Genomic DNA, 19,203 nt, shown 5'->3' on the forward strand with positions numbered 1-19,203 from the left:
CGAAGGTTCGTTCGTAGCCCACGGTGAAGTCGTGCGAGGCACCAACAAGAATGTCCTCGGGCTGGCCCTCAAGAATGATGGGGGCATCATCCAGGCTCGTTCCTCTCTTCCACAGCCGCACCGTGCGGGGGTAGAGGGAGTTGGTGAGCGTTCCCGGTCCGAAGTCGCGAGCAATGAGAACCGAATCGTTATCGGTCCACTGGAGGGAGCCCTTGGAGGCGGGGGAGAAGAAGCCGTCCTCCACGAACTCGAGTGTTTCCATGTCGAATTCGCGCACCACGTTGGCATCCGTGCCACCCGGCTTCAGGGTAACGAGGGCACGCTTGTAATCGGGCCTGCGGAGCTGCGCTCCACCAAACACCCAGGACTCGCCCTCATCCTTGCCCAGCTGATCAATATCGAGCAGAGTCTGCCAGTGCGGGGTGGTGAGGTAGTCCTCGAGCGGGGTGCGCCGCCACAGCCCACGCGGGTGCTCGAGGTCGGTGTGGAAGTTGTAGATGTAGGTACCGCGCAGGGTGCCGAGATCCAGCTTGTCCTTCGCGGACAGGATGTCGTAGATCGCCTTCTCCCGGGAATCGAACCCGGGGCCGGCGTAATCCTCAAGCGTCGCATCCGAGCGGCCACGAGCCCAGGCCAGCGTTTCGTCATTGAACTCTTCCAACCACAGGTGCGCATCAGTCATGCCAGCCAGTCTACGCGGGTCCTCACCCGCGTACTCCGTGCATTCGCCCTGTTCGCTACCCGCCAACCGAGGAGCCTCTTTCTAACTCGCGGGGGCCGGTCTACATAACGCACGAGGACCGGCCTTCCCGGCCGGTCCTCGTGGGCAAAGTAAGCGAACTACTCGTTGCCAATCTTCTTGTCGATCGTATCCCGAACGTTGGAGATCTTCTCCTGGTGTTCGTCACCAGCACGCTGGGAGGCAAACTTTTCGGCCTGATCGAGTACCTTATCGGACACTTCCTCAGCCTTTTCTGAGTGCAGTGCGTCCTTTGCCTTATCAAATAAACCCATGTGCAGCTCCTTTCGTCGGCGATAACCGATCGACCGACCGGCTATGCGGAATAATGTACCTGTGTTCCGCTTCACGTGCACGTATTTCTCGAAGAGAGTTCCGGCGGATTCCCAGGTTGTCAGGCTTGTCCAGAATGTTAGGAATTGTGTTGGTGTTGCAAGTGCGTACGAACTCACAGGAATTTCCGGGCAAATACGGACCAAGGGCTAAACCTGGTCCGCACATGAGAGGTATTGTGGTGGTTATGTCAGAGTACAAGGTTCGTGAAGTAGCCAAAATCCTTGCAGTGTCGGACGATACCGTTCGACGCTGGATCGATGATGGTTCGCTGGTGGCAAGCAGAGATGGTGGTCGTATCCACGTCGACGGGAAGTCTGTAGCTGAGCTAGCGATTCGTCTTGCGGAAGGTAAGGCGGATACGGATCACGGAGTTTCTACTCGGAACGAACTCGCTGGAATCGTCACGCGCGTGCAGGTGGATGGGGTAATGGCCCAGGTCGACCTGCAGTGCGGCATCTACCGAGTTGTTTCCCTGATCTCCGCTGAGGCGGTCAGGGAGATGGGGTTGGAGGTTGGCTCACCCGCCACCGCCCTCATCAAAGCCACTAATGTTTCCGTCAAGTCAGGAATTCTGCCATGAAAAAACTTCTCAGCCTCGGCGCGGCAGCGCTGATGGCACTTACCCTTGCCGCGTGTTCGGATGATTCCGATGACGAGGCCACAACCGGCGCCGAGGAGACGACCTCCACTGTTGAGCACCGCGACCTCACCGTCATGATCGCCGCCTCCATGTGCGACCTGGCAGAGACCGCCGAGACCGAGGTCGAGGAAGCACTCGACATCGAGGTCACCACCGTGTGTGGCGGTTCCTCGGACCTCGTTGCTCAGATTGAGGCAGGCGCGGATGTTGACATCCTCGTGACAGCCAACCAGTCCACCGCTGATCAGATCACCGAGGCCGGTGGCGGCACCGAACTCGACATGATCGCCATCAACGAGCTCGTTGTCGTTGTTCCCGCTGGCAATCCCGCCGGCATCACCGGCTTCGACGATTCGATGAACTCGGCTGACCTCGTTGTCTGCGCACCCCAGGTTCCCTGTGGTGATGTTTCCCTCCAGCTCGCCGAGATCAATGGCATCACCCTGAACCCCGTTTCCGAGGAAGGTTCCGTGACGGACGTTCTCGGTAAGATCACCTCCGCCCAGGGCGACGTCGGCCTGGTCTACCGCACAGACGCAATCTCGGCTGGCGACGCCGTTGAGGTCTTCGACATCCCCAACGCTGCCGATGTTCCCAACAACTACCCCCTCGTTGTGATTGACTCCGAGACTGCCGATGAGACCGAGCAGGCCTGGATCGATGCCTTCACCACGGGTGATGGCGCACAGCGCATGGAAGACGCGGGCTTCTCTAAGCCGTGATCTGGAAAACAGCCGGTGCGCCGCCCCGATGGATTCTCATCGGGGCGGTGCTTGGCCTCCTTGCACTGAGCCTGCCGATTGTCGGCATGCTCATCGACATGCCGTGGTCGAGAGTTCCCGAGATCCTCGTCTCCGACACGGCCATCGCGGCTCTGGGAGTTTCACTCCGCACCGTTCTCGTTTCGACTTTTATTTGCGTGATCCTGGGTGTTCCGCTCGCGATCTTCACGTCCCGCCTGACGGGCAAGCTGGGCGAGGTTCTGCGCACCGCCGTCACCATCCCGATGGTGCTCCCGCCCGTGGTGGCCGGTCTCGCACTCCTCTCCACTTTTGGTAAGCGGAAGCTACTTGGTGAGCAGCTGTCGATGCTGGGCATCGACATTGCGTTTACGTCCATGGCCGTAGTCATGGCTCAGGTGTTCGTGGCGATGCCGTTCCTTGTGACGTCGCTTGAGGCCTCGATTCGTTCGAACAGGTCCTCGCACGCCCAGATCTCCGCCACTCTCGGCGCCTCGCCGACGTACACGCTGTTCCATGTGACACTGCCGATGCTCATGCCGGCACTCCTGTCCGGTACGGCTCTCGCGGCAGCCAGGTGCCTTGGTGAGTTCGGTGCGACCCTGACGTTCGCTGGTTCCCTCGAGGGACGCACGAGAACGATTCCGCTCGCGATCTATCTTCAGCGTGAGGTCGACCCGGAAACGGCTCTTGCCCTTGCCCTTGTGCTGCTGGTTCTTGCTGTCCTCGTTGTGTCTGTGACCTCCCGCGGCAGGAAGGTGGAGTCGGCATGATTGACATGCATGCATCGCTCCAGGAGCGACACCTCACCTTCGACCTTAAGCACAGCGCGAACAGGACTCTCGCTGTCATCGGACGCAACGGTACCGGCAAGTCCTCCCTCGTGGGTCTGCTCTCCGGTCTCCTTGTCCCCGACAAGGGTGGAAGCATCGTCCTCGACGGGCACGAGGTTGCTGAGCCGTGGGTGGGACCCCACAAGCGGCCCATCACCCTGCTCTCGCAGGACCCTACCCTGTTCCCGCACCTGTCTGCACTCGACAACGCATCGTACGGGCTTCGGGCCGGCGGCATGAACAAGGCGGAGGCGCGTGAGCGTGCCCGCCAGCACCTCGAGGACTTCGGCATTGGCGACCTCGTTGATCGCAAGCCGCACCAGATGTCTGGAGGTCAGCAGCAGCGCGTTGCCCTGGCCCGAGCCATCGCCGTGGAACCCAAGATTCTGCTTCTGGACGAGCCTCTGGCGGCCATGGACGTGGCGGCAGCGGTGCAGCTCCGCGAGCTCATCAAGAAGGCTCTCAGCGGTCGTACCGGTGTTGTTGTCACGCACGACATGGCGGACATTTCCTCCTTCGCTGACGATGTCGCGGTTCTTGTGGGCGGCAAGGTCAGCGACTACGGTCCCGTCCAGGAGAAGCTGAATGACGAGAACTCGATGCTGCGGAAGTACTTCCTCGGCTACTAGGACCGGTAAAGCGTTCGTTCATTGTCAAAGAAGCGGGTGTGTGGTTTTGTCTCCACACACCCGCTTCTTTGATCGTTGCTTGACTGTTGGTCGGTGAGTTCTCTTTGACCGCGCCTAATCGAGGCCTTTCTGGGTGGCCGATGCGATCTCATGCCACGTGTCGAGGTCTCGTGCTGAGTCGTTCTGCTCGAGAATCTTGATGTTGAGCGGTTTCATGATGGCACGAACGGGAAGGCCGATGAGGCCGCCGTCCGACTCCAGCCTTGCCACCTGGTCCCGGATGGCCCGGGAGTCGTAAAGTCCGGCAAGGTACTGGGCTCGTTCCCCACCGAAGCAGACCCCATCGCCCCCAAAGTTGGCGATGAGTTCCGGTAGACCCCTGGCAATGAAGGGAATGTCGCAGGACAGGATGAACATCTGCTCGCCGGTGATGTGGGGCAGGCCGGCACCGATGCCGGCCGCAGGTCCGGAACGCGGGGGATCCTCAACTGTCTTCTTCAGGTCGGTCTCTGCGTGGCCAACAACGATGATGTTGTCTTTGTCGACACCCGCCTGCTGGCAGGCGTCTGTCACGGACTGGAGCATCGTGACCCCACCGATCGCGACATCGCCCTTGGAGATGCCTCCGAGGCGGCGAGCATTGCCGCCCGCCAGTACGAGAGCCCCAATCATTGACGGCTCCTGATTAGGCTTCCACGCGGTCCGTGGGTTCCTCGTAACCGGGACGGAACCAGGTTCCAGAGCGGCCACCGGACTTCGCGATGATCCTGCAGTTTGTGATCTCTGCACTCCGGTCAACACCCTTGACCATGTCGATGATGGCGAGAGCGGCAATCGTGACGGCCGTCAATGCCTCCATTTCCACGCCCGTCCTGTCCGCGGTGCGGACCGTGGCCCTGATGTCGACGCCGTGGTCCTCGATCGTGAGATCCACGGAGGCGCCGTGGATGCCGATGGGGTGAGCGAGGGGTAGGAGCTCGGGAACTCGTTTCGCTCCCGCGATACCAGCGATCCTCGCGACGGCGAGAACATCGCCCTTGGGTACGGTTCCGTCGCGCAGAGCCTGCACAATCTCCGGTGAGGTCGTGACGGTACCGATCGCGGTTGCCTCACGCACGGTGGGCTGCTTGCCGGTCACATCCACCATGTGGGCCTCGCCGGCCTCGGTCAGGTGAGTGAACTTCATAGCCACCACACCCTCAGCGAGTCGCCTGCCTTCACTTCCTCGACCTCTGCCGGCACGTAGGCGAGCCCGCGGGTCTTGATGAGAGAGTAGACGAGGTGGGAACCGGCGCCACCGGAGGTGGCACGCACAATCTTACCGTCCTTCGCCACCACGGGCATGAATTGGGCGCGACCCTCGGGAGTGACCCACGATTCGGCTGACTCCCACTGCTGCCAGGGGATGTCGGTGTCGGTGCGGCCAGACAGGTTAGCAATGAGAGCATTGCCGTACACCTTCATGGACACGAACACGGATACCGGGTTGCCGGGCAGGCAGAGGATCGGGATCTCGCGTCCACCAAGGGTGAGCATGCCGGAGCCCTGGGGCTTGCCCGGCTGCATCGCAACCTTGTAGAAGGAGACGTTCTTGTCCTTCAGGTACTCCTTCACCACATCAAACGCACCGGCGGATACGCCACCTGTCGTGATGAGGCCATCGAGGTAGGAACCGGCCTTCTCCAGGACCGCGGCCAGATCGGCCGGGTTATCGGACGAGGAGGACAGGACAACGTCCTTGCCGCCCGCGGCGCGCACGAGGAGGCGCACAAGAGTCGTGTTGGAGTCGGGAATCTGGCCGGGAGCGATATCTTCACCCGGCTTCTTCAACTCGGATCCGGTGGACAGAACACCGATGACCGGCTTGCGGTGCGCGGTGACGTAGCCGTGACCAATCGAGGCGAGAGCGGACAGTTGGGTTGGACCCAGCAGCACGCCAGCATCGAGAGCCGCCTCGCCGACGGCGATGTCCTCTCCCGAGAAGCGAACGTTGGCTCCGTGCTTGACGGGTTCAACGATCGTCACCTCGTCGGGTGCCTCGGAAAGCATGTTCTTCTCGGGATTCGCGGTCTTCTCCACCTGCACGATGGTGTCCGCCCCCGGAGGGAGTGGGGCACCCGTCATGATGCGAGCCGCAGTACCCGGCTCCAGCTCGGTCACGTCCGTGCGTCCTGCGGGAATGTCCGTGGAAACTGGAAGCGTGACCGGGAGGTTCTCAATATCGGCGGCGCGGACGGCAAACCCGTCCATGGCCGAGTTATCGAAAGGGGGAACCGCGAATCGGGCGAACACCGGTTCCGCATTGACGAGACCATCTGCTGCGTGAAGCGGAAGGACCTCGGTTGAGACTGGGGTACCGAGAGAAAGAATGATCTGCCGGTACTCTTCGAAACTAATCACTTCGTGCCTTCCACGTCGTATCCTGCGGCCTGCCAGGCATCGAGCCCACCAGCAACATTAATGCCCTTAATGCCGACGCGCTTCAGTGCCTCGATGGCGCGTGCGCTCCGCGCACCGGCCTTGCAATGAACGTACACGGGCTGCTCACCTGCCGCGAGCTCAGGATGTTCAAGCAGCTCGGAGAGTCGGATGTGCTCGGACCCGGGCAGGTAGACCGCTTCGCGTTCGCTATCCTCGCGCACGTCAAGAACGCGGATGCCGGAGTCGCGAAGGGAGTGGAACTCCACGACATCCACCTCGTCCACCTTCGGTGCCGAACAGTAGGGCAGAAGTTCGGTAGCCGTGAGCGGCTCGGGGCGGGGGAGTGGGCGGGGCGAGAGCGGAACCGTGAAGGTCTCGGCCCTCAACGTGTCGATCACCATGACGCGACCGACGAGGGGTTCGCCGATGCCGCAGATGAGCTTGACCGCCTCGGTCGCCATGATCGTGCCGACCTGGCCGGGCAGGGAACCGAGCACACCAACATCGCCGCAGGCGGGAACTTCACCCGGGGGCGGCGGGGTCGGGAACAGGTCACGGAGGCTGATGCCATCGGGCCCCGGAGCCCCGTGGGCCACGGCCTTCTCCCCGGTCCAGAACACGGAGACCTGACCGTTGAACTTGAGGATGGAACCCCAAATCTCTGGGATACCCAGACGCGTGCATGCGGCCTCGACCAGGTAGCGGGTCTGGAAGTTGTCCGTGCCGTCCATGATGATGTCGTAGCCGGAGAACACCTCGTCAATGTTGTCCTCGGTGAGGCGCTCGCGGTGCTGAATCACGGTCACGTCAGGGTTGAGGTCCGTTAGCGACTTCGCTGCGGACTCTGTCTTGGGCGTACCAACTCGAGTGTCGGTGTGGAGGACCTGGCGGTGCAGGTTCGAACGATCGACTCTGTCGTCGTCAATGACACCGAGGGTACCGACCCCGGCGGCAGCCAGGTAGAGGAGGGCGGGCGAACCGAGTCCACCAGCGCCGATCGCCAGCACCTTCGCATTGCGCAGGCGGCGCTGACCGAGATCACCAATCTCATCCAACATGAGGTGGCGAGAGTATCGGACGGTCTGTTCCGGAGTCAGGCTAGGACCGGGATCAACGAGAGGCAACATGGGACCAATCTTACCCGCAGGGAAATGTCCGATTTGTGGGACTACAGTCGTAGGTCCCAGGTATTTCGGTCAGTAGAATGGGCACGTGATTCATGCTCATGTCATTACCGTCTCGGATCGTTGCTTCAGCGGCGAACGCGAAGACCTCTCAGGCCCACTCGCGGCCGCCCTGCTTGGCGGCTGGTCCATCACCGTGTCCAACACCAAGGTGATCCCCGACGGCGCGGATTCCGTGCAGTCCACCATCGCAGAATCTGTGCGTGAGGGCGCCCAAGTGATCCTCACGACCGGTGGCACGGGAATCTCCCCTCGTGACGAGACCCCGGAAGGAACCCTCCCGCTCATCACCAAGCGCCTCGACGGCATCGAGTCCCTCATCAGGCAGGCAGCGAAGAACGCTCCCGCCGCCCCCCTGTCCCGTGCCCTCGCAGGCATTGTCACGGTCGATGGTCAGGACGCCTTCGTAGTCAACGCACCCGGATCACGAGGCGGCGTCACCGACACCGTCAACGTCATCGGTCCGCTCCTCGATCACATCGTCGACCAACTGAACGGTGGCGACCATCCCGTGCCCCACGTGGCATCCGACCACGGCGGTCACGTTGACTCTCTCGACATCCCTGCCGCGCACCATCACGGAGCGAAGGTCACCCCTCACGCCGAGGCCACCTATCGCACCCAGCATTCCTCCCCCCACCCCGACCACGATGCTGACGTCGTGTACGCAACGGTCACGGAAGAGGACATCGACATGCAGCACCTGGTCGATCTTGTTGAACGGCCCGAGGCGGGTGCCGTCCTCACCTTCAAGGGCGTCGTCCGCAACCACGACTCCGGCAGGTCCGTGAATTCCATCGACTACGAAGCCCATCCGGATGCTGACAAGGTCGTGGCACGCGTTGCCCACGAGGTAGCGAAGAACTCCGGTTGTTTGGCTATCGCAGTCGTCCACCGCTCAGGCCACCTCGAGATTGGCGATCTCGCCCTCGGCGCCGCGGTCTCCGCGGCGCACCGAGTCGAAGCCTTCAAGGCACTCAACGAGGTTGTCGAACAGGTGAAGCTCCAGCTCCCCGTCTGGAAGAAGCAGCAGTTCCCCGACGGCAGTCACGAGTGGACCGGTTCGGCCTAGAAGACCAGGGTAGTGAGCGTGTTCTAGAGGGAGAAGTCATCACTTTCTTGGAAGCAGTGGTCACGTTTTAGAAGCAGTGTGCGGGTAACCTCATTGGCTGCCCGCACACTCGCATCAGGGCTTGATCTCATGGACAAAGAGATTCGCCTGACAGGACGAATCTAGTCTTGCCTAATCTCGATGCGGCACAGTACCTGTAGGTGGAATGGTGCTTCCTCGTTGACCTGCTCAGCCGCAGCCGTTACCTTCTGACCACTGCTTAGTCGTGAGGCAATGTCGGAGCAAAGCCAATCGGGTACGTAGCCGATCCTCTCCCCATCCCGACGCAGAATCTGAACTGCATCAGGATTCTTCACATAGTCGTGCTCACGCTCCAACTCGAGTACGGAACCATCAGACAGTGACCCGATAATCTCAACAGGATTCGTCAGGTACCGCACTCCTGTGTCAAAGAATCGGCTGACAAAGTCCGCATGTTGGTGAGGCTTTTCCACCACGTGAAAACTATCGGTAGGCCTGTCACCACCCGTGCGTATGAGTGACTCGAATGGGACAGATTCTGGATTGAAGCCTGAGAGTCCCAGCCAAGCGAGGTACTTGTCGTAGCCGGGGCGTTTTGTGTTCATCACCCGATTCATAAAGAAGTACGGCAACGAAGTCGTTGTTGTGGAAACGTTGAGTTCGGGAAATTCAACGAGAGGTGAGAAACCCTTGACCTTTCGAGCTTCGGATAAGTAGGTAAAGGTGTACTTTCCGCCATCTAAACAATCAAGCTGACCAACCTTGTGAAACTTCGTCGTTCGCGGGCTCTGCCAGATCAGGATGAGTGATCTTCCGGTGCAGCCCCGATCAGCATCCTTCAGTGTGGATGCATGGTGGGATCTCATGGATAGCCTCCTTCGACGCCTTCTCGGTGGCTCGTTATTGGCTCCACACCCTAGCTCAGTGCTGGGAGAGTTACGGAACATATGGGAGGTGGGGCATGTCTACTGCCATGCCCCACCAAAATGTGCTGATCACCCTTGTTTCGTTTAGAAGTCGAACCCGGGAGGTTTCGGAACGCCCTCGGGCCACCTGATTCCGAACGGGTTGTCGCGGGTGGCCTTGCAGGTCTTGCAGAGCGTTCCGCCCTCCTTGAGCGGGAAGAAGGTTTTGCACTTCTCGCACTGGGTGGTGGGGATGGTTTCGAGGGGCCTCTTGACCTTCTCGCCCAGCCGGGTCTCCCACGAGGTATGGCCACGCTCAGTGAAGGCCTTCTCGGGGCACAGATCCACGCACTGGCGGCAGCCGATGCAGGCGGAGTCGTAGATCGAGAGCGTGGAGATCCTGCGCTCTGGCCCCAGCTCCAGGTACGTGAGTTCAAGGGCGTCTGTGGGGCACGCCTTCACACACACACCGCACGCGGTACACCCAGCCGTCTGCAGCGAGAGCCCGTGGGAGGGTTGCTCTGCAAGAGCGGATGAGGGAACGTTCTCTGTCTTCAGCAGGGTGGCCAGCGCGAGGCGCTCGCGGTCCTCCGGGAGCATGTCCTCATCGGGTAGCTCCAGGGCGCTGTGTCCGAGGCCGAACAGGTCCCTGCGTGCGTGGGGGACATCCTCGGAGGAGAAGATCTCCCTGGGCTTGACCTCGGGTTGGCCGTCCTGGACTCGGTCGATGCCGATCGAGGTGAGCATCTCCACGAGGCTTGAAAGCGGCCCCTGATCCCCGTGCAGGTAGAGGAGGGTTGCGCCGAGGTTGAGTGCCTCGAGGATCTCATGGCGGGGCACCTCGGAGAGGGGGCCGGTCAGCCGAACTGCCGTGACGGCCTTGCCGGCAACGAGTTCCTCAGCCTCCGGGTCGAGTAGAGCGACCGGACCCGGATCGTTGGCGCGTAGCCAGGAGTGAAGCTGGCGAAGGGTGGTCATTGACCTACCTGGTACGCCTCGATAGCTCCGAGGGACAGGTACATGATGCCCTGGTAGAAGTGGGTCTCAGCTGCGTCTGCGGCCTTCTCCAACATCTCCGGAACCCATTCCAGGATGTGTTGCTCCATGAACACGGCACCGATGCCGTAGTAGCGGGAAGCGTCCGTAGTGGAGCCCTGATCGAGGGCATCGAGTGCGCGGAGGCAGGACTGGGCAATGAAGTTGAACTCGAGACCAATGTGATCATCGGGTTCCTGGTTGAGCTTCGGAGCCTGCAGGCCCAGCTTCCTGTACTCGGCACGCACCTCGAGAGTCTCCTCATCAAAGATGAGGCCGTCCTGGTTGCGGTGCACCGACTCGTACGGTGCGACCCTCGCTCCCGCGGTCACGCCGTACAGAAGGTTGTGGTCGCGGCGGATCGTGGCTACCGGCTCGCCCTCATTGAAGGACTTGCGGATCTCGTCCAGGCCAAAGGCCGTATCGCCCGCTTCCTCAATCGGCCACTCGTTGAGAAGCTCCGACAGCTGGGACAGGGTCTCCTCATCGGGGGACTGCAGGTGAAGGCGCCCCAGGGTGGCAAAAGCTGCCGCCATGCGATCAAGGAACTCGGGGGACGGAAGTGAAGGATTCACGATTCTCCTTTGGAAGAGGTACGGGTCAAGTTTAGCTGGAACCGGGAAGGGATAAAGGGTGGGGTTGACTGCGAAAGATCAAGAATGGGGTGGCAGTGAATGAACAAGAGTGAGGCTGTGAAAGAGGGGCGGAACCGTTTCGGCTCCGCCCCTCCCATCTGGCAACTACATTCCGATTCGGAACATTGTGTCGTAGTGGAGGCTACGGCCCATCAGTTCGGAAATGACGGCGAGAACAAGAGCCGACACCATGAGGATTGTCAGGGTCTTGGGGTTCTTGAACTCCTGGTTAGCGGTCTTGAAGGTGAAGGCCGCAAGGAGAACGGCTGCGACGCCGAGGATGGCGAGGCGCAGGAAGAAGAAGCCGGACTGGTATTCTTCAGCGGCCAGCTGCTGCTCGGGACCGCCCGTGGCGAGGCTGACGATGTGGAAGATGTAGCCAATGAAGATTGCGACACCGATAACAACGGAGGAGATGGCAATCCAACGAATGATGGCGACACCGGCCTGAGCGTCAACGGAGGAGGGGCTGAGCGGCTCAGACGACATCTTCTTTGCCTGCGTCTTGGTCTGACGGACGAGGGTGGAAACGCCACCACCGGAGCCCTCAGAGTCGACCTCTTCGGGAGCGGACTCAACGGGCTTGGCCTTGCCGTTCTCGCCGTTACGGAAACGCACCGACATGTGAATGAGGATGGCCGCACCAACGGCGAGGGAACCGAGGAGGAGCGTGGTTGCGAAGAACTGGAACGGAACTGCCCAGGTGTTCCATGCGGGAACGGTGACCAGCGAGGCGTAGATCATCGACATCGAGTAGACGAGTCCGAGGCCAACGAGGGCGGCAACGGCGGCAATGATCTGGCGGAGGTTGCGGCTACCAAGCTTGAACCACTGCATGATGGCGAACAGGAAGCCGAGGGCTGCGAAGCCCACACCGAGGATGATCTCACGAGAAAGCCACGAGCTATCCCAGTGGCGAATGACGTTCAGCGTGTTCGTGATGTCATTCATGTGGAACATGGAGGCGATGAGACCGAACACGAGGGTCGGACCAATCGCGTAGATTGCCGGATCCGTGATCCGCTCAATCGTGTCGCGACCGTACTTCGGGATGCCAAACACGTGGATGACACCGAGCGCCACGAAGGCACCCACGCTCATCTGCGCGAAGACGGTAAAGATGATCATTGGAAGTTCGTTGAGATTCATTAGATCTCCTTGGGGTTGGCGATGAAGCCGATTCCCTGGTCCCAGGGCTGAGCATCGCGGTGCGGCTTGATGACCAGGTGGGGGTTGGTGATGGAGGGGTCGGGGAGAGGAGCAATGTTGTTGGTTGATCCGTACTCTTCACGGAGCTTGTCGATCGGGCCCCAGTCGAGCGCACGCGACGGGCATGCGGAGACACAGGCGGGATCCTGGCCGTTGGAGCGGTAGTCGTAGCAAAGGTCGCACTTGGACATCTGACCGGTTTCAGCGTTGAACTGAGGTGCGGAGTAAGGGCAAGCCCACTCGCAGTAGCGGCAGCCCACGCACTTGTCGCCATCGACCCAGACGGTGCCGTCGTCGCGGACACTCATCGCGGTGGTGGGGCACACCTGCATGCAGATCGGGTTCTCGCAGTGGTTGCACGAGATCGAGGTGTAGTAGCTGAACACGTTCGGTGAGTGTGTGCCGTCGGCAGAGTCGCTTGACCAGGAACCGCCGGAGTATTCGACGATCCTGCGCCAGTTCACGCCGAGGGGCAGATCGTGCTTGTCATTGCAGGCGATCTCGCAGGCCTTACAGCCATTGCAGAGGGACTGGTCGAAAAAGAACCCGAAGTTCGCTCCAGCGGCGGTCAGGTCTTCAGTCGTGGTGCTCATGCCTTCTTAACCTCCACCAGGTTCGTGTACTGAGGATTGGATTTCGCGAGTGCGGTCGGGTGGTACTTGGTCAGAACGTTCGGTCCGCCGCCCTGGTCCACGCCATTCTCATCCGGGTCGTACCAGGCGCCCTCGGGGAGGGTGGTGACACCGGGAAAGATGCGAGGGGTGACCTTGGCTTCGACCTTGGTTTGACCACGGCCGTTGTAGACGATGACCTCGTCACCGTTCTTGATGCCGCGGGGCTCCGCGTCAACCGGGTTGATCCAGATGACCTGGCGGTGGGCCTGTTTGAGCCATGGCACGTTGCCGTAGGTTGAGTGGGTCCTGCCCTTGAAGTGGTAGTTGATCATCTGAAGCGGGTAGTCCTTGTTTGTCTTCGCCGCCTCGGAGTCCTCCCACGTGCTGATCTGCTCGGGCAGGGCGGTGATGACGTCGCCTTCGGGGAGGTTCCACTCCTTGGCCTTCCGGGCAACCTCGGCGGAGTAGATCTCGATCTTGCCGGAGGGGGTATCGAGCGGGTTTGCTTCCGGGTCGTCGCGGAACTCGGTCAGTGCAACGCGGGAGCCGTTGTTCACCTTCCAGACGCCCATCTCCTGCAGGTCGTCGTAGGACGGCATGCCAGGGTTGGCCTCGCGCGATGCTTCGATGGTCTCGCGTGCCCAATCGTCCTGGGTCTTGCCCTCCGTGAACTCCTCTTCGATGCCGAGGCGCTTGGCCAGCTCGGTGCAGATGTCGTAGATCGTCTTCGACTCGTAAAGGGGTTCGATGGCCTTGGTGGCAACGATCGAGTAGCCCATATTGGCGGCGAGACCCTGCTGGACAACGTCACCCTCCTCGGCATTGGAGGTGCCGGGGAGAACGTAATCGGCGAACTTTGCTGACGCAGTCATCTGGTTGTCGCATAGCACGATCAGCTCGCACTTGGAGTCGTCCCGCAGGAGTTCCTTCGTGTAGTTGATGTCGGCGTGCTGATTGATCAGGGTGTTGGAGCCGTAGGCCCAGATCGCCTTGATCGGAACATCGAGGTGTGGATCCCAGATCGGGTTGCCGTCCTCGTCCCAGTCGCGAACGCCATCCTCGCCCTTCATGTCAGTCCCGTGATCGATGGCGTCGGGCCAGGTAAAGTGGGAGATCTTCTTCGTGACCGGGTTCGGGTCAGCATCGAAGGTCGAGTTGATCGTGACGGCGGAGGAGCCGGGGTAGGTGCCGGTGCCGCCGCCGGGTAGGCCGACGTTTCCAAGCATCGCGTTGAGGGTGATGATGGCGCGAGCCTGGTTCTCACCGTTCGCGCAGCGCTGAGCGCCCCAACCCTGGTGGATCATCGAGGGTTTGTTGTTGCCCAGTTCGCGAGCGAACTTGATGATCGTGTCGGTGGGGGTGCCGGTCACGCGAGATGCCCACTGTGGGGACTTCTCGATGCCGTCGGGACCATCGCCCATGATGTAGGCGCGGTAAGAGGAGCCATCGGGTGCGCCCTCGGGGAGCGTGCCCTCGTCGAAGCCGACGCAGTACCTGTCGAGGAAGTCCTGCTCGTGCAGGTTCTCAGTGATGAGAACGTGCGCGATACCTGCGATGAGTGCGGCATCGGTTCCCGGCTTCAAAGCAATGTGTTCGTCCGCCATGAGCTGGACCGAGTCGGAGTGGCGGGGATCGACAACGATGGTCCGGACGTTGGTTTCACGGAGGATCCGTTGTGCGTAGAACGCCTCGGAGCCACCGCTCATCTTTGTCTCCATCGGACTGTGGCCCCACAATACATACAACTTCGAGTTGACGAGATCATCGGTCGAGTTCGAATCGATGTAGCCGCCAAGGGTTACCCTCATGGCTTCCGTGATGCCACCGGTGGAGTAGTCGCCATAGTAGGAAAGGAACCCGCCCTTCTTCTTCAGTAGGCGCTGCAGTGCGCCACCGTAGTAGGAGCCGGAAACCGTGGCTGCAATGACGCCGGTTGCGTACGCATAGAACTGCGACTCCGGGCCGTAGTCATCCAGGAGCTGCTGGTACTTCTCAGCGATCTCGTCGAGGGCCTGATCCCAGGAGATCTCCTCCCACTGATCGTCGCCTCGCTTCGTGCCGGGCTTGCGCTTGAGCGGCTTCTTGATCCGGTCGGCGGAGTAGATGCGCTGGCGGATCGAGCGGCCACGAGGGCATGCTGGGATGCGGTGATTGCCGATCTCTCCGGTACCCGTGTTGTCGGGAAGAACTCGCACGACCGTGCCGTCCTTGACCTGGAAACGAAGCGGGCAGCGAGCGCCGCAGTTAACGAGACAGGCGGACCACACGGTCTTTTCAGCATCCACCATGCCCTCAGCAGCATCGGCGGGAGCGGATCCCGGCATTCCCAAGTGTGCGGCGGTGGCGACGAGGGCCGCACTACCCCCGGCAATGCCGGACCACTTCATGAACGACCTACGACTGACCCTCCGGTCTACGTCAACAGTCACGACATTCCCCGCTTTCTGCCAAGTTGTCTACGTGGATAGATACAGAACTTTGACCATGATAGATGTGAAAATTCCTATATGACACGGAAAGTATCCGTAAATAATAAGGGTTCTGCTAGGACTAAGGTCATAGGTGCGAGAACATGCGGAAAGGTCTCAATGGGGTCGTTCCAAAAGTGATGAAACAAAGAAGAACGAGTGAAGCCAAATAACGCAACCCTCGGGTATCGTTAATCTGCCGTTTCCTCGATTGACTATCAGGGCAGTCTAGTTAAGGAAATATCACCACTTCGCGGCACCGTGGAGTTGATGAAATCTTGCGCATCGTGCTCACGCGAAATACTCGGTATTAGGCACTGGTTCGTCCCTGGGGTGTCGAAGCCGATTGTCGCGGTGGCTTATCGAGGCTCGCCGAAGGGCGTCGCCTTGGATTGGTGGGAGAGGCGACTGGTAGTCAGCCGAATCGGCCCAGGAGAGGCTACGTGGAAAAGAAATCATCCCGATTGCATACGCAGCCGGGATGAGGTGCTGACCGTGGCGTTGTTCAACGGTTCAGAGAAGTGCAATTCAGCTAGGTCAGTGCGATGGGTTGGCACTTCAGAACGCCGGAATCATCCTCCAGCGAAGGGCGGCAGTACGTCCACGCGTGCTCCCGTGGGAAGCGGCGTCACGTCGTCCGCACTAACCCCATTCACGAGGAGAGCGGAGATGCCAACGAGTCGGGAGAACTCGCCCTTGCGATTCTCGGCGAGCTGGGAGCGGAGCTGACCAGCCGTCATTCCGTCCTCGTAGGGAAGCTGTTCGGCACTGACACCGGCAGCTTCGGCTACGGAAGCGAAGTAGCGTACTTCAACCATTTATCCACCTATTGCACTCATGGGGCGATCCGGTTGGAGGAACCCCTCGTCGTCGATGCCGTGACCGGCCTTCTTGATCCACATGGCGCCGCGCCAACGATCTGCGATCTCGTCGTCGCTTGCGCCGTCCCTCATCATTCCCATGAGGTCAATCTCTGAATCCCCAAACAGGCAGTTGCGGATCTTGCCGTCCGCAGTCAGCCTCGTGCGGTCACAGTTACCGCAGAAGGGGCGGGTCACGGAGGCAATGATGCCAACGTTGCCGGTCGGGTGATCGTCGCTCTCTGCCTGCCACAGTTCCGCGGGCGACGTGCCGCGCACGGTGTCACCGAGCGGGGTGAGGCGGTAGTCCTTCTCCAGCTTGGCGAGGATGTCCTCGGCCGTGATCATGTCCTCGCGCTTCCAGCTGCCACGCGGGCCCAGTGGCATGTACTCAATGAAGCGTAGCTGGTAGCCGTGGTCCAGGCAGAAGGCGAGGAGCGGGGATGCCTGATCGTCGTTCACGCCGGGCATGAGGACCGCATTGATCTTGACAGGTGTGAGGCCAACCTCCTGGGCCACCTTGGCTCCCTCGACCGCGTCCTTCAGTCGATCTCTGCGGGTCAGGGTGGCGTAGCCTTCGCGGTCGATCGAGTCGATCGAGATGTTCACTCGATCGAGACCAGCGTCCTTGAGCTTCTGTGCCCTCTTGGCAAGACCAAGAGCATTAGTCGTGAGGGACAGTTCCGGCTTCTCGCCAAGGTGGTTCTTCATCATGGCGGCCTCGCCCACGATGGTTTCGAGGCTCTTGCGGAGCAGGGGCTCACCGCCGGTGAAGCGGATTTCCTCAATGCCCAGCTTCTCGAGCGAGATGGAGATGAGGTGAACGATCTCGTCGTCCGTCAGGAGCCGATCGTTCGGGAGAGCCTGAATACCCTCCTCGGGCATGCAGTACTGGCAACGCAGATTGCACTTATCTGTGAGTGATACTCGCAAGTCCCGCCCGATACGGCCGAAACGGTCCGCCAAAAGCGGCGTCTTGGGCCGGCCCGACACGTCCGGCACAGCCGAACGGACGGTTGGGATTCCGAGAGCGACGCTTGAGTTCATGCCTCTACGTTATTCCAGGATGTCTAATTTATCCATGTTCGGCGGTGATAAAACATGTCGGCCACACCACCCGAGGGTCGGATTCGGGGGTGGCGAGGGACTTCAGTCTCAGGCGAAGCGCATTTCGAGTGTGATCTGCCTGGCACTCTAGAATGATGGCAGGAGGGCTGCGTGGAGATTTACGACATGAGCGGGCTTGAGCTCGCGAACGCAATCAAGAACAAAGAAGTATCGGCCACCGAGGTTCTGGATGAGTCGCTGGAGCAAATGTATGCGTTTCCGCAGGTCGGGGCCTTTGCTCACATCACAGAAGAACTCGCGAGAAAACAAGCCGCACAAACGGAACGGCGAGTGCGAGAGGGGCAAGCCCTTCCATTCGATGGCGTTCCCGTTCCCATCAAGGCGCTGACTCCCGTCAAGGGGCAGCCGCACGAGTCCGGTTCGCGGCTCATGGTTGGCAACGTGGCCACGGAGAACGATGGTGTTGTTGACCTGCTCCAGCAGGCCGGCACCCTCACGGTTGGGCTCACCTCGGCACCCGAGTTCGGGTTCCCCGCCTACACGGAACCTGAAACGGGGCCGGCCGCACGCACCCCCTGGGACACGAGGCGCACTGCGGGCGGATCCTCCGGAGGTGCCGCGGCGGCTGTCGCCACCGGCATGGTCCCAGTTGCTCACGCCTCTGACGGTGGCGGCTCCATCCGCATCCCCTCGGCCTGCTGCGGAACAGTTGGGTTCAAGCCCTCGCGCGGCGTCGTGTCTCCCGGGCCGATGGGCGTCAGCGGATCGGGCCTCACGACCGACGGTGTCATCACGCGCACGGTTGTAGACTCGGCCGCGTTCCTTGACGTGCTGGCCAAGCCGTGGCCCGGCGAAACCTACCACGCGCCGCGAGACACCGTCCGCGACCGTGCGGGCAGCTACCTCTCGGCAACGCAGATGCCTCCGGGACTCCTCCGGGTCGGCCTCCTCCTCGAACCCCTGAACGTCGACTCCGTCGACCTTCACCGCGAGGCTCGCAACGCCGCTTTGCGGATGGCAGGGCTCCTGGAATCCATGGGTCACCTGGTCGAGGAGGTCTCGCGGCCCATCACATCGGACGACTGGCTCGCCTTCATGCCCCTGTGGACGGGAGCGGCTGCCGGGATCCCGCTCGCGGACGAGGACCTGGATAAGGTCACGGAGCTCACCCGCTGGTTGCGCTCCGAAGGGCTGAAGCTCTCCGCCGCCGACTACAACAACGCCGTGAACTCGGTGCAGAGGCTGACCCGCAAGGTCGCGAACGGTTGGAACAACTACGACATCATCATCACCCCGACACTGTCGGGACCACCCGCGTTCCCCGAGGAGATGAAGCTGCCGTCGGGCGAGGCCGACTTCGAGGCCCAGAAGCTCTTCACCCCGTGGGGTAGCGTGTGGAACATGACCGGAAATGCCTCCATCACCCTCCCCATCCACCGCGCCGAGGTTGATGGCATTGAGCTTCCGTACGGGGCCATGGTCGGAGCCGTGAAGCCGGGAGGAGACGCACTCCTGCTCTCTATTGCATCCCAGATTGAACAGGCCGATCCCTGGCCCCAGATCATCACCCCACAAGATGCGTAGGAACAACGTGTAAGAGAGCGTAAGAGGGTACAGGAGAGTGTAGGAGGGCGCCCTTGAACGGGGCGTCATCGCAGGGAGCAGCGACCAGGGCGCGGTCGTTGCTCCCTTTTTCTGTCGGAGGTGTGGGGTCATGGTCGCGAGAGTGAACTGGGCCTGTGCGAATGCCCGTGGTGCTGCGAGAGGCGGCGGATAATAGTCGTCGGAATTGTC

19 protein-coding genes and 1 pseudogene are annotated in these 19,203 nt (G+C 61.0%); 6 read left to right on the forward strand and 14 right to left on the reverse strand.

Going from position 1 to position 19,203, the window contains the following annotated elements:
- Both QMB98_RS01580 and QMB98_RS01585 read right to left on the reverse strand, forming a co-directional pair.
- Positions 1–682, reverse strand: a pseudogene (locus QMB98_RS01580) (S9 family peptidase); the annotation flags it as partial.
- A gap of 158 nt (positions 683–840) precedes the next feature.
- Positions 841–1,014: an Rv0909 family putative TA system antitoxin gene (locus QMB98_RS01585; RefSeq protein ID WP_371683884.1), complete on the reverse strand. Its 174-nt coding sequence runs from the start codon at positions 1,012–1,014 to the stop codon at positions 841–843.
- 245 nt (positions 1,015–1,259) lie between these two features.
- Between QMB98_RS01585 and QMB98_RS01590 the strand changes: the two genes are divergently transcribed.
- Genes QMB98_RS01590 through QMB98_RS01605 form a run of 4 tightly spaced genes read left to right on the forward strand, consistent with a single transcriptional unit; the run spans position 1,260 to position 3,917 of the window.
- On the forward strand, positions 1,260–1,655 hold the full coding sequence (locus QMB98_RS01590) for a molybdopterin-binding protein (protein ID WP_371683885.1): 396 nt from the start codon (positions 1,260–1,262) through the stop codon (positions 1,653–1,655).
- A complete protein-coding gene (gene modA / locus QMB98_RS01595; protein WP_371683886.1) occupies positions 1,652–2,437 on the forward strand; it encodes a molybdate ABC transporter substrate-binding protein in 786 nt (261 codons plus the stop codon). The genes QMB98_RS01590 and modA overlap by 4 nt, the downstream gene beginning before the upstream one ends.
- Positions 2,434–3,228, forward strand: coding sequence for an ABC transporter permease (locus QMB98_RS01600; protein WP_371683887.1), 795 nt, complete (start codon positions 2,434–2,436; stop codon positions 3,226–3,228). Before modA ends, QMB98_RS01600 begins: the two co-directional genes overlap by 4 nt.
- Positions 3,225–3,917: an ABC transporter ATP-binding protein gene (locus QMB98_RS01605; RefSeq protein WP_371683888.1), complete on the forward strand. Its 693-nt coding sequence runs from the start codon at positions 3,225–3,227 to the stop codon at positions 3,915–3,917. Before QMB98_RS01600 ends, QMB98_RS01605 begins: the two co-directional genes overlap by 4 nt.
- 114 nt (positions 3,918–4,031) lie before the next feature.
- Here QMB98_RS01605 and QMB98_RS01610 read toward each other — a convergent pair whose 3' ends face one another.
- The 4 genes from QMB98_RS01610 to QMB98_RS01625 are packed head-to-tail and all read right to left on the reverse strand — an operon-like array spanning position 4,032 to position 7,465.
- Positions 4,032–4,589: a molybdenum cofactor guanylyltransferase gene (locus QMB98_RS01610; protein WP_371683889.1), complete on the reverse strand. Its 558-nt coding sequence runs from the start codon at positions 4,587–4,589 to the stop codon at positions 4,032–4,034.
- A 13-nt stretch (positions 4,590–4,602) separates the two neighbouring features.
- Positions 4,603–5,103: a cyclic pyranopterin monophosphate synthase MoaC gene (gene moaC / locus QMB98_RS01615; RefSeq protein WP_371683890.1), complete on the reverse strand. Its 501-nt coding sequence runs from the start codon at positions 5,101–5,103 to the stop codon at positions 4,603–4,605.
- Positions 5,100–6,317 (reverse strand): gephyrin-like molybdotransferase Glp, encoded by a 1,218-nt coding sequence (glp, locus tag QMB98_RS01620; protein WP_371683891.1) that lies wholly within the window; start codon positions 6,315–6,317, stop codon positions 5,100–5,102. The genes moaC and glp overlap by 4 nt, the downstream gene beginning before the upstream one ends.
- Entirely contained in the window at positions 6,314–7,465 is a 1,152-nt protein-coding gene (locus QMB98_RS01625) for a ThiF family adenylyltransferase (RefSeq protein WP_371683892.1), read from the reverse strand. The genes glp and QMB98_RS01625 overlap by 4 nt, the downstream gene beginning before the upstream one ends.
- 85 nt (positions 7,466–7,550) lie before the next feature.
- On the opposite strand from QMB98_RS01625, the gene QMB98_RS01630 reads away from it, so the two are divergent.
- On the forward strand, positions 7,551–8,594 hold the full coding sequence (locus QMB98_RS01630) for a molybdenum cofactor biosynthesis protein MoaE (RefSeq protein WP_371683893.1): 1,044 nt from the start codon (positions 7,551–7,553) through the stop codon (positions 8,592–8,594).
- 161 nt (positions 8,595–8,755) lie between these two features.
- On the opposite strand, the gene QMB98_RS01635 is transcribed toward QMB98_RS01630, so the two are convergent.
- The 8 genes from QMB98_RS01635 to moaA form a co-directional block, all read right to left on the reverse strand.
- Positions 8,756–9,481, reverse strand: a complete 726-nt coding sequence (locus QMB98_RS01635; RefSeq protein WP_371683894.1) for an HIRAN domain-containing protein — start codon at positions 9,479–9,481, stop codon at positions 8,756–8,758.
- Positions 9,482–9,625: 144 nt separating this feature from the next.
- On the reverse strand, positions 9,626–10,498 hold the full coding sequence (locus QMB98_RS01640) for a 4Fe-4S dicluster domain-containing protein (RefSeq protein WP_371683895.1): 873 nt from the start codon (positions 10,496–10,498) through the stop codon (positions 9,626–9,628).
- On the reverse strand, positions 10,495–11,130 hold the full coding sequence (locus QMB98_RS01645; protein WP_371683896.1) for a molecular chaperone: 636 nt from the start codon (positions 11,128–11,130) through the stop codon (positions 10,495–10,497). The genes QMB98_RS01640 and QMB98_RS01645 overlap by 4 nt, the downstream gene beginning before the upstream one ends.
- A gap of 165 nt (positions 11,131–11,295) precedes the next feature.
- The gene (locus QMB98_RS01650) at positions 11,296–12,339 is read right to left on the reverse strand and encodes a dimethyl sulfoxide reductase anchor subunit family protein (protein WP_371683897.1); all 1,044 of its coding nucleotides are present in this window, start codon (positions 12,337–12,339) and stop codon (positions 11,296–11,298) included.
- Positions 12,339–12,992 carry a DMSO/selenate family reductase complex B subunit gene (locus QMB98_RS01655; protein WP_371683898.1) on the reverse strand — a complete coding sequence of 218 codons (654 nt, stop codon included), beginning with the start codon at positions 12,990–12,992 and terminating at the stop codon, positions 12,339–12,341. Before QMB98_RS01655 ends, QMB98_RS01650 begins: the two co-directional genes overlap by 1 nt.
- Positions 12,989–15,442: a DMSO/selenate family reductase complex A subunit gene (locus QMB98_RS01660; RefSeq protein ID WP_371683899.1), complete on the reverse strand. Its 2,454-nt coding sequence runs from the start codon at positions 15,440–15,442 to the stop codon at positions 12,989–12,991. The genes QMB98_RS01655 and QMB98_RS01660 overlap by 4 nt, the downstream gene beginning before the upstream one ends.
- A gap of 611 nt (positions 15,443–16,053) precedes the next feature.
- Positions 16,054–16,299: a MoaD/ThiS family protein gene (locus QMB98_RS01665; protein WP_371683900.1), complete on the reverse strand. Its 246-nt coding sequence runs from the start codon at positions 16,297–16,299 to the stop codon at positions 16,054–16,056.
- Positions 16,300–17,388, reverse strand: coding sequence for a GTP 3',8-cyclase MoaA (gene moaA, locus QMB98_RS01670; RefSeq protein ID WP_371683901.1), 1,089 nt, complete (start codon positions 17,386–17,388; stop codon positions 16,300–16,302).
- A gap of 171 nt (positions 17,389–17,559) precedes the next feature.
- Here moaA and QMB98_RS01675 point away from each other — a divergent pair, with 171 nt between their 5' ends.
- Positions 17,560–18,993 carry an amidase gene (locus QMB98_RS01675; RefSeq protein WP_371683902.1) on the forward strand — a complete coding sequence of 478 codons (1,434 nt, stop codon included), beginning with the start codon at positions 17,560–17,562 and terminating at the stop codon, positions 18,991–18,993.
- The last annotated feature ends 210 nt before the right edge of the window (positions 18,994–19,203 follow it).

This window comes from Flaviflexus sp. (assembly GCF_041440645.1).
Lineage (GTDB): Bacteria > Actinomycetota > Actinomycetes > Actinomycetales > Actinomycetaceae > Flaviflexus.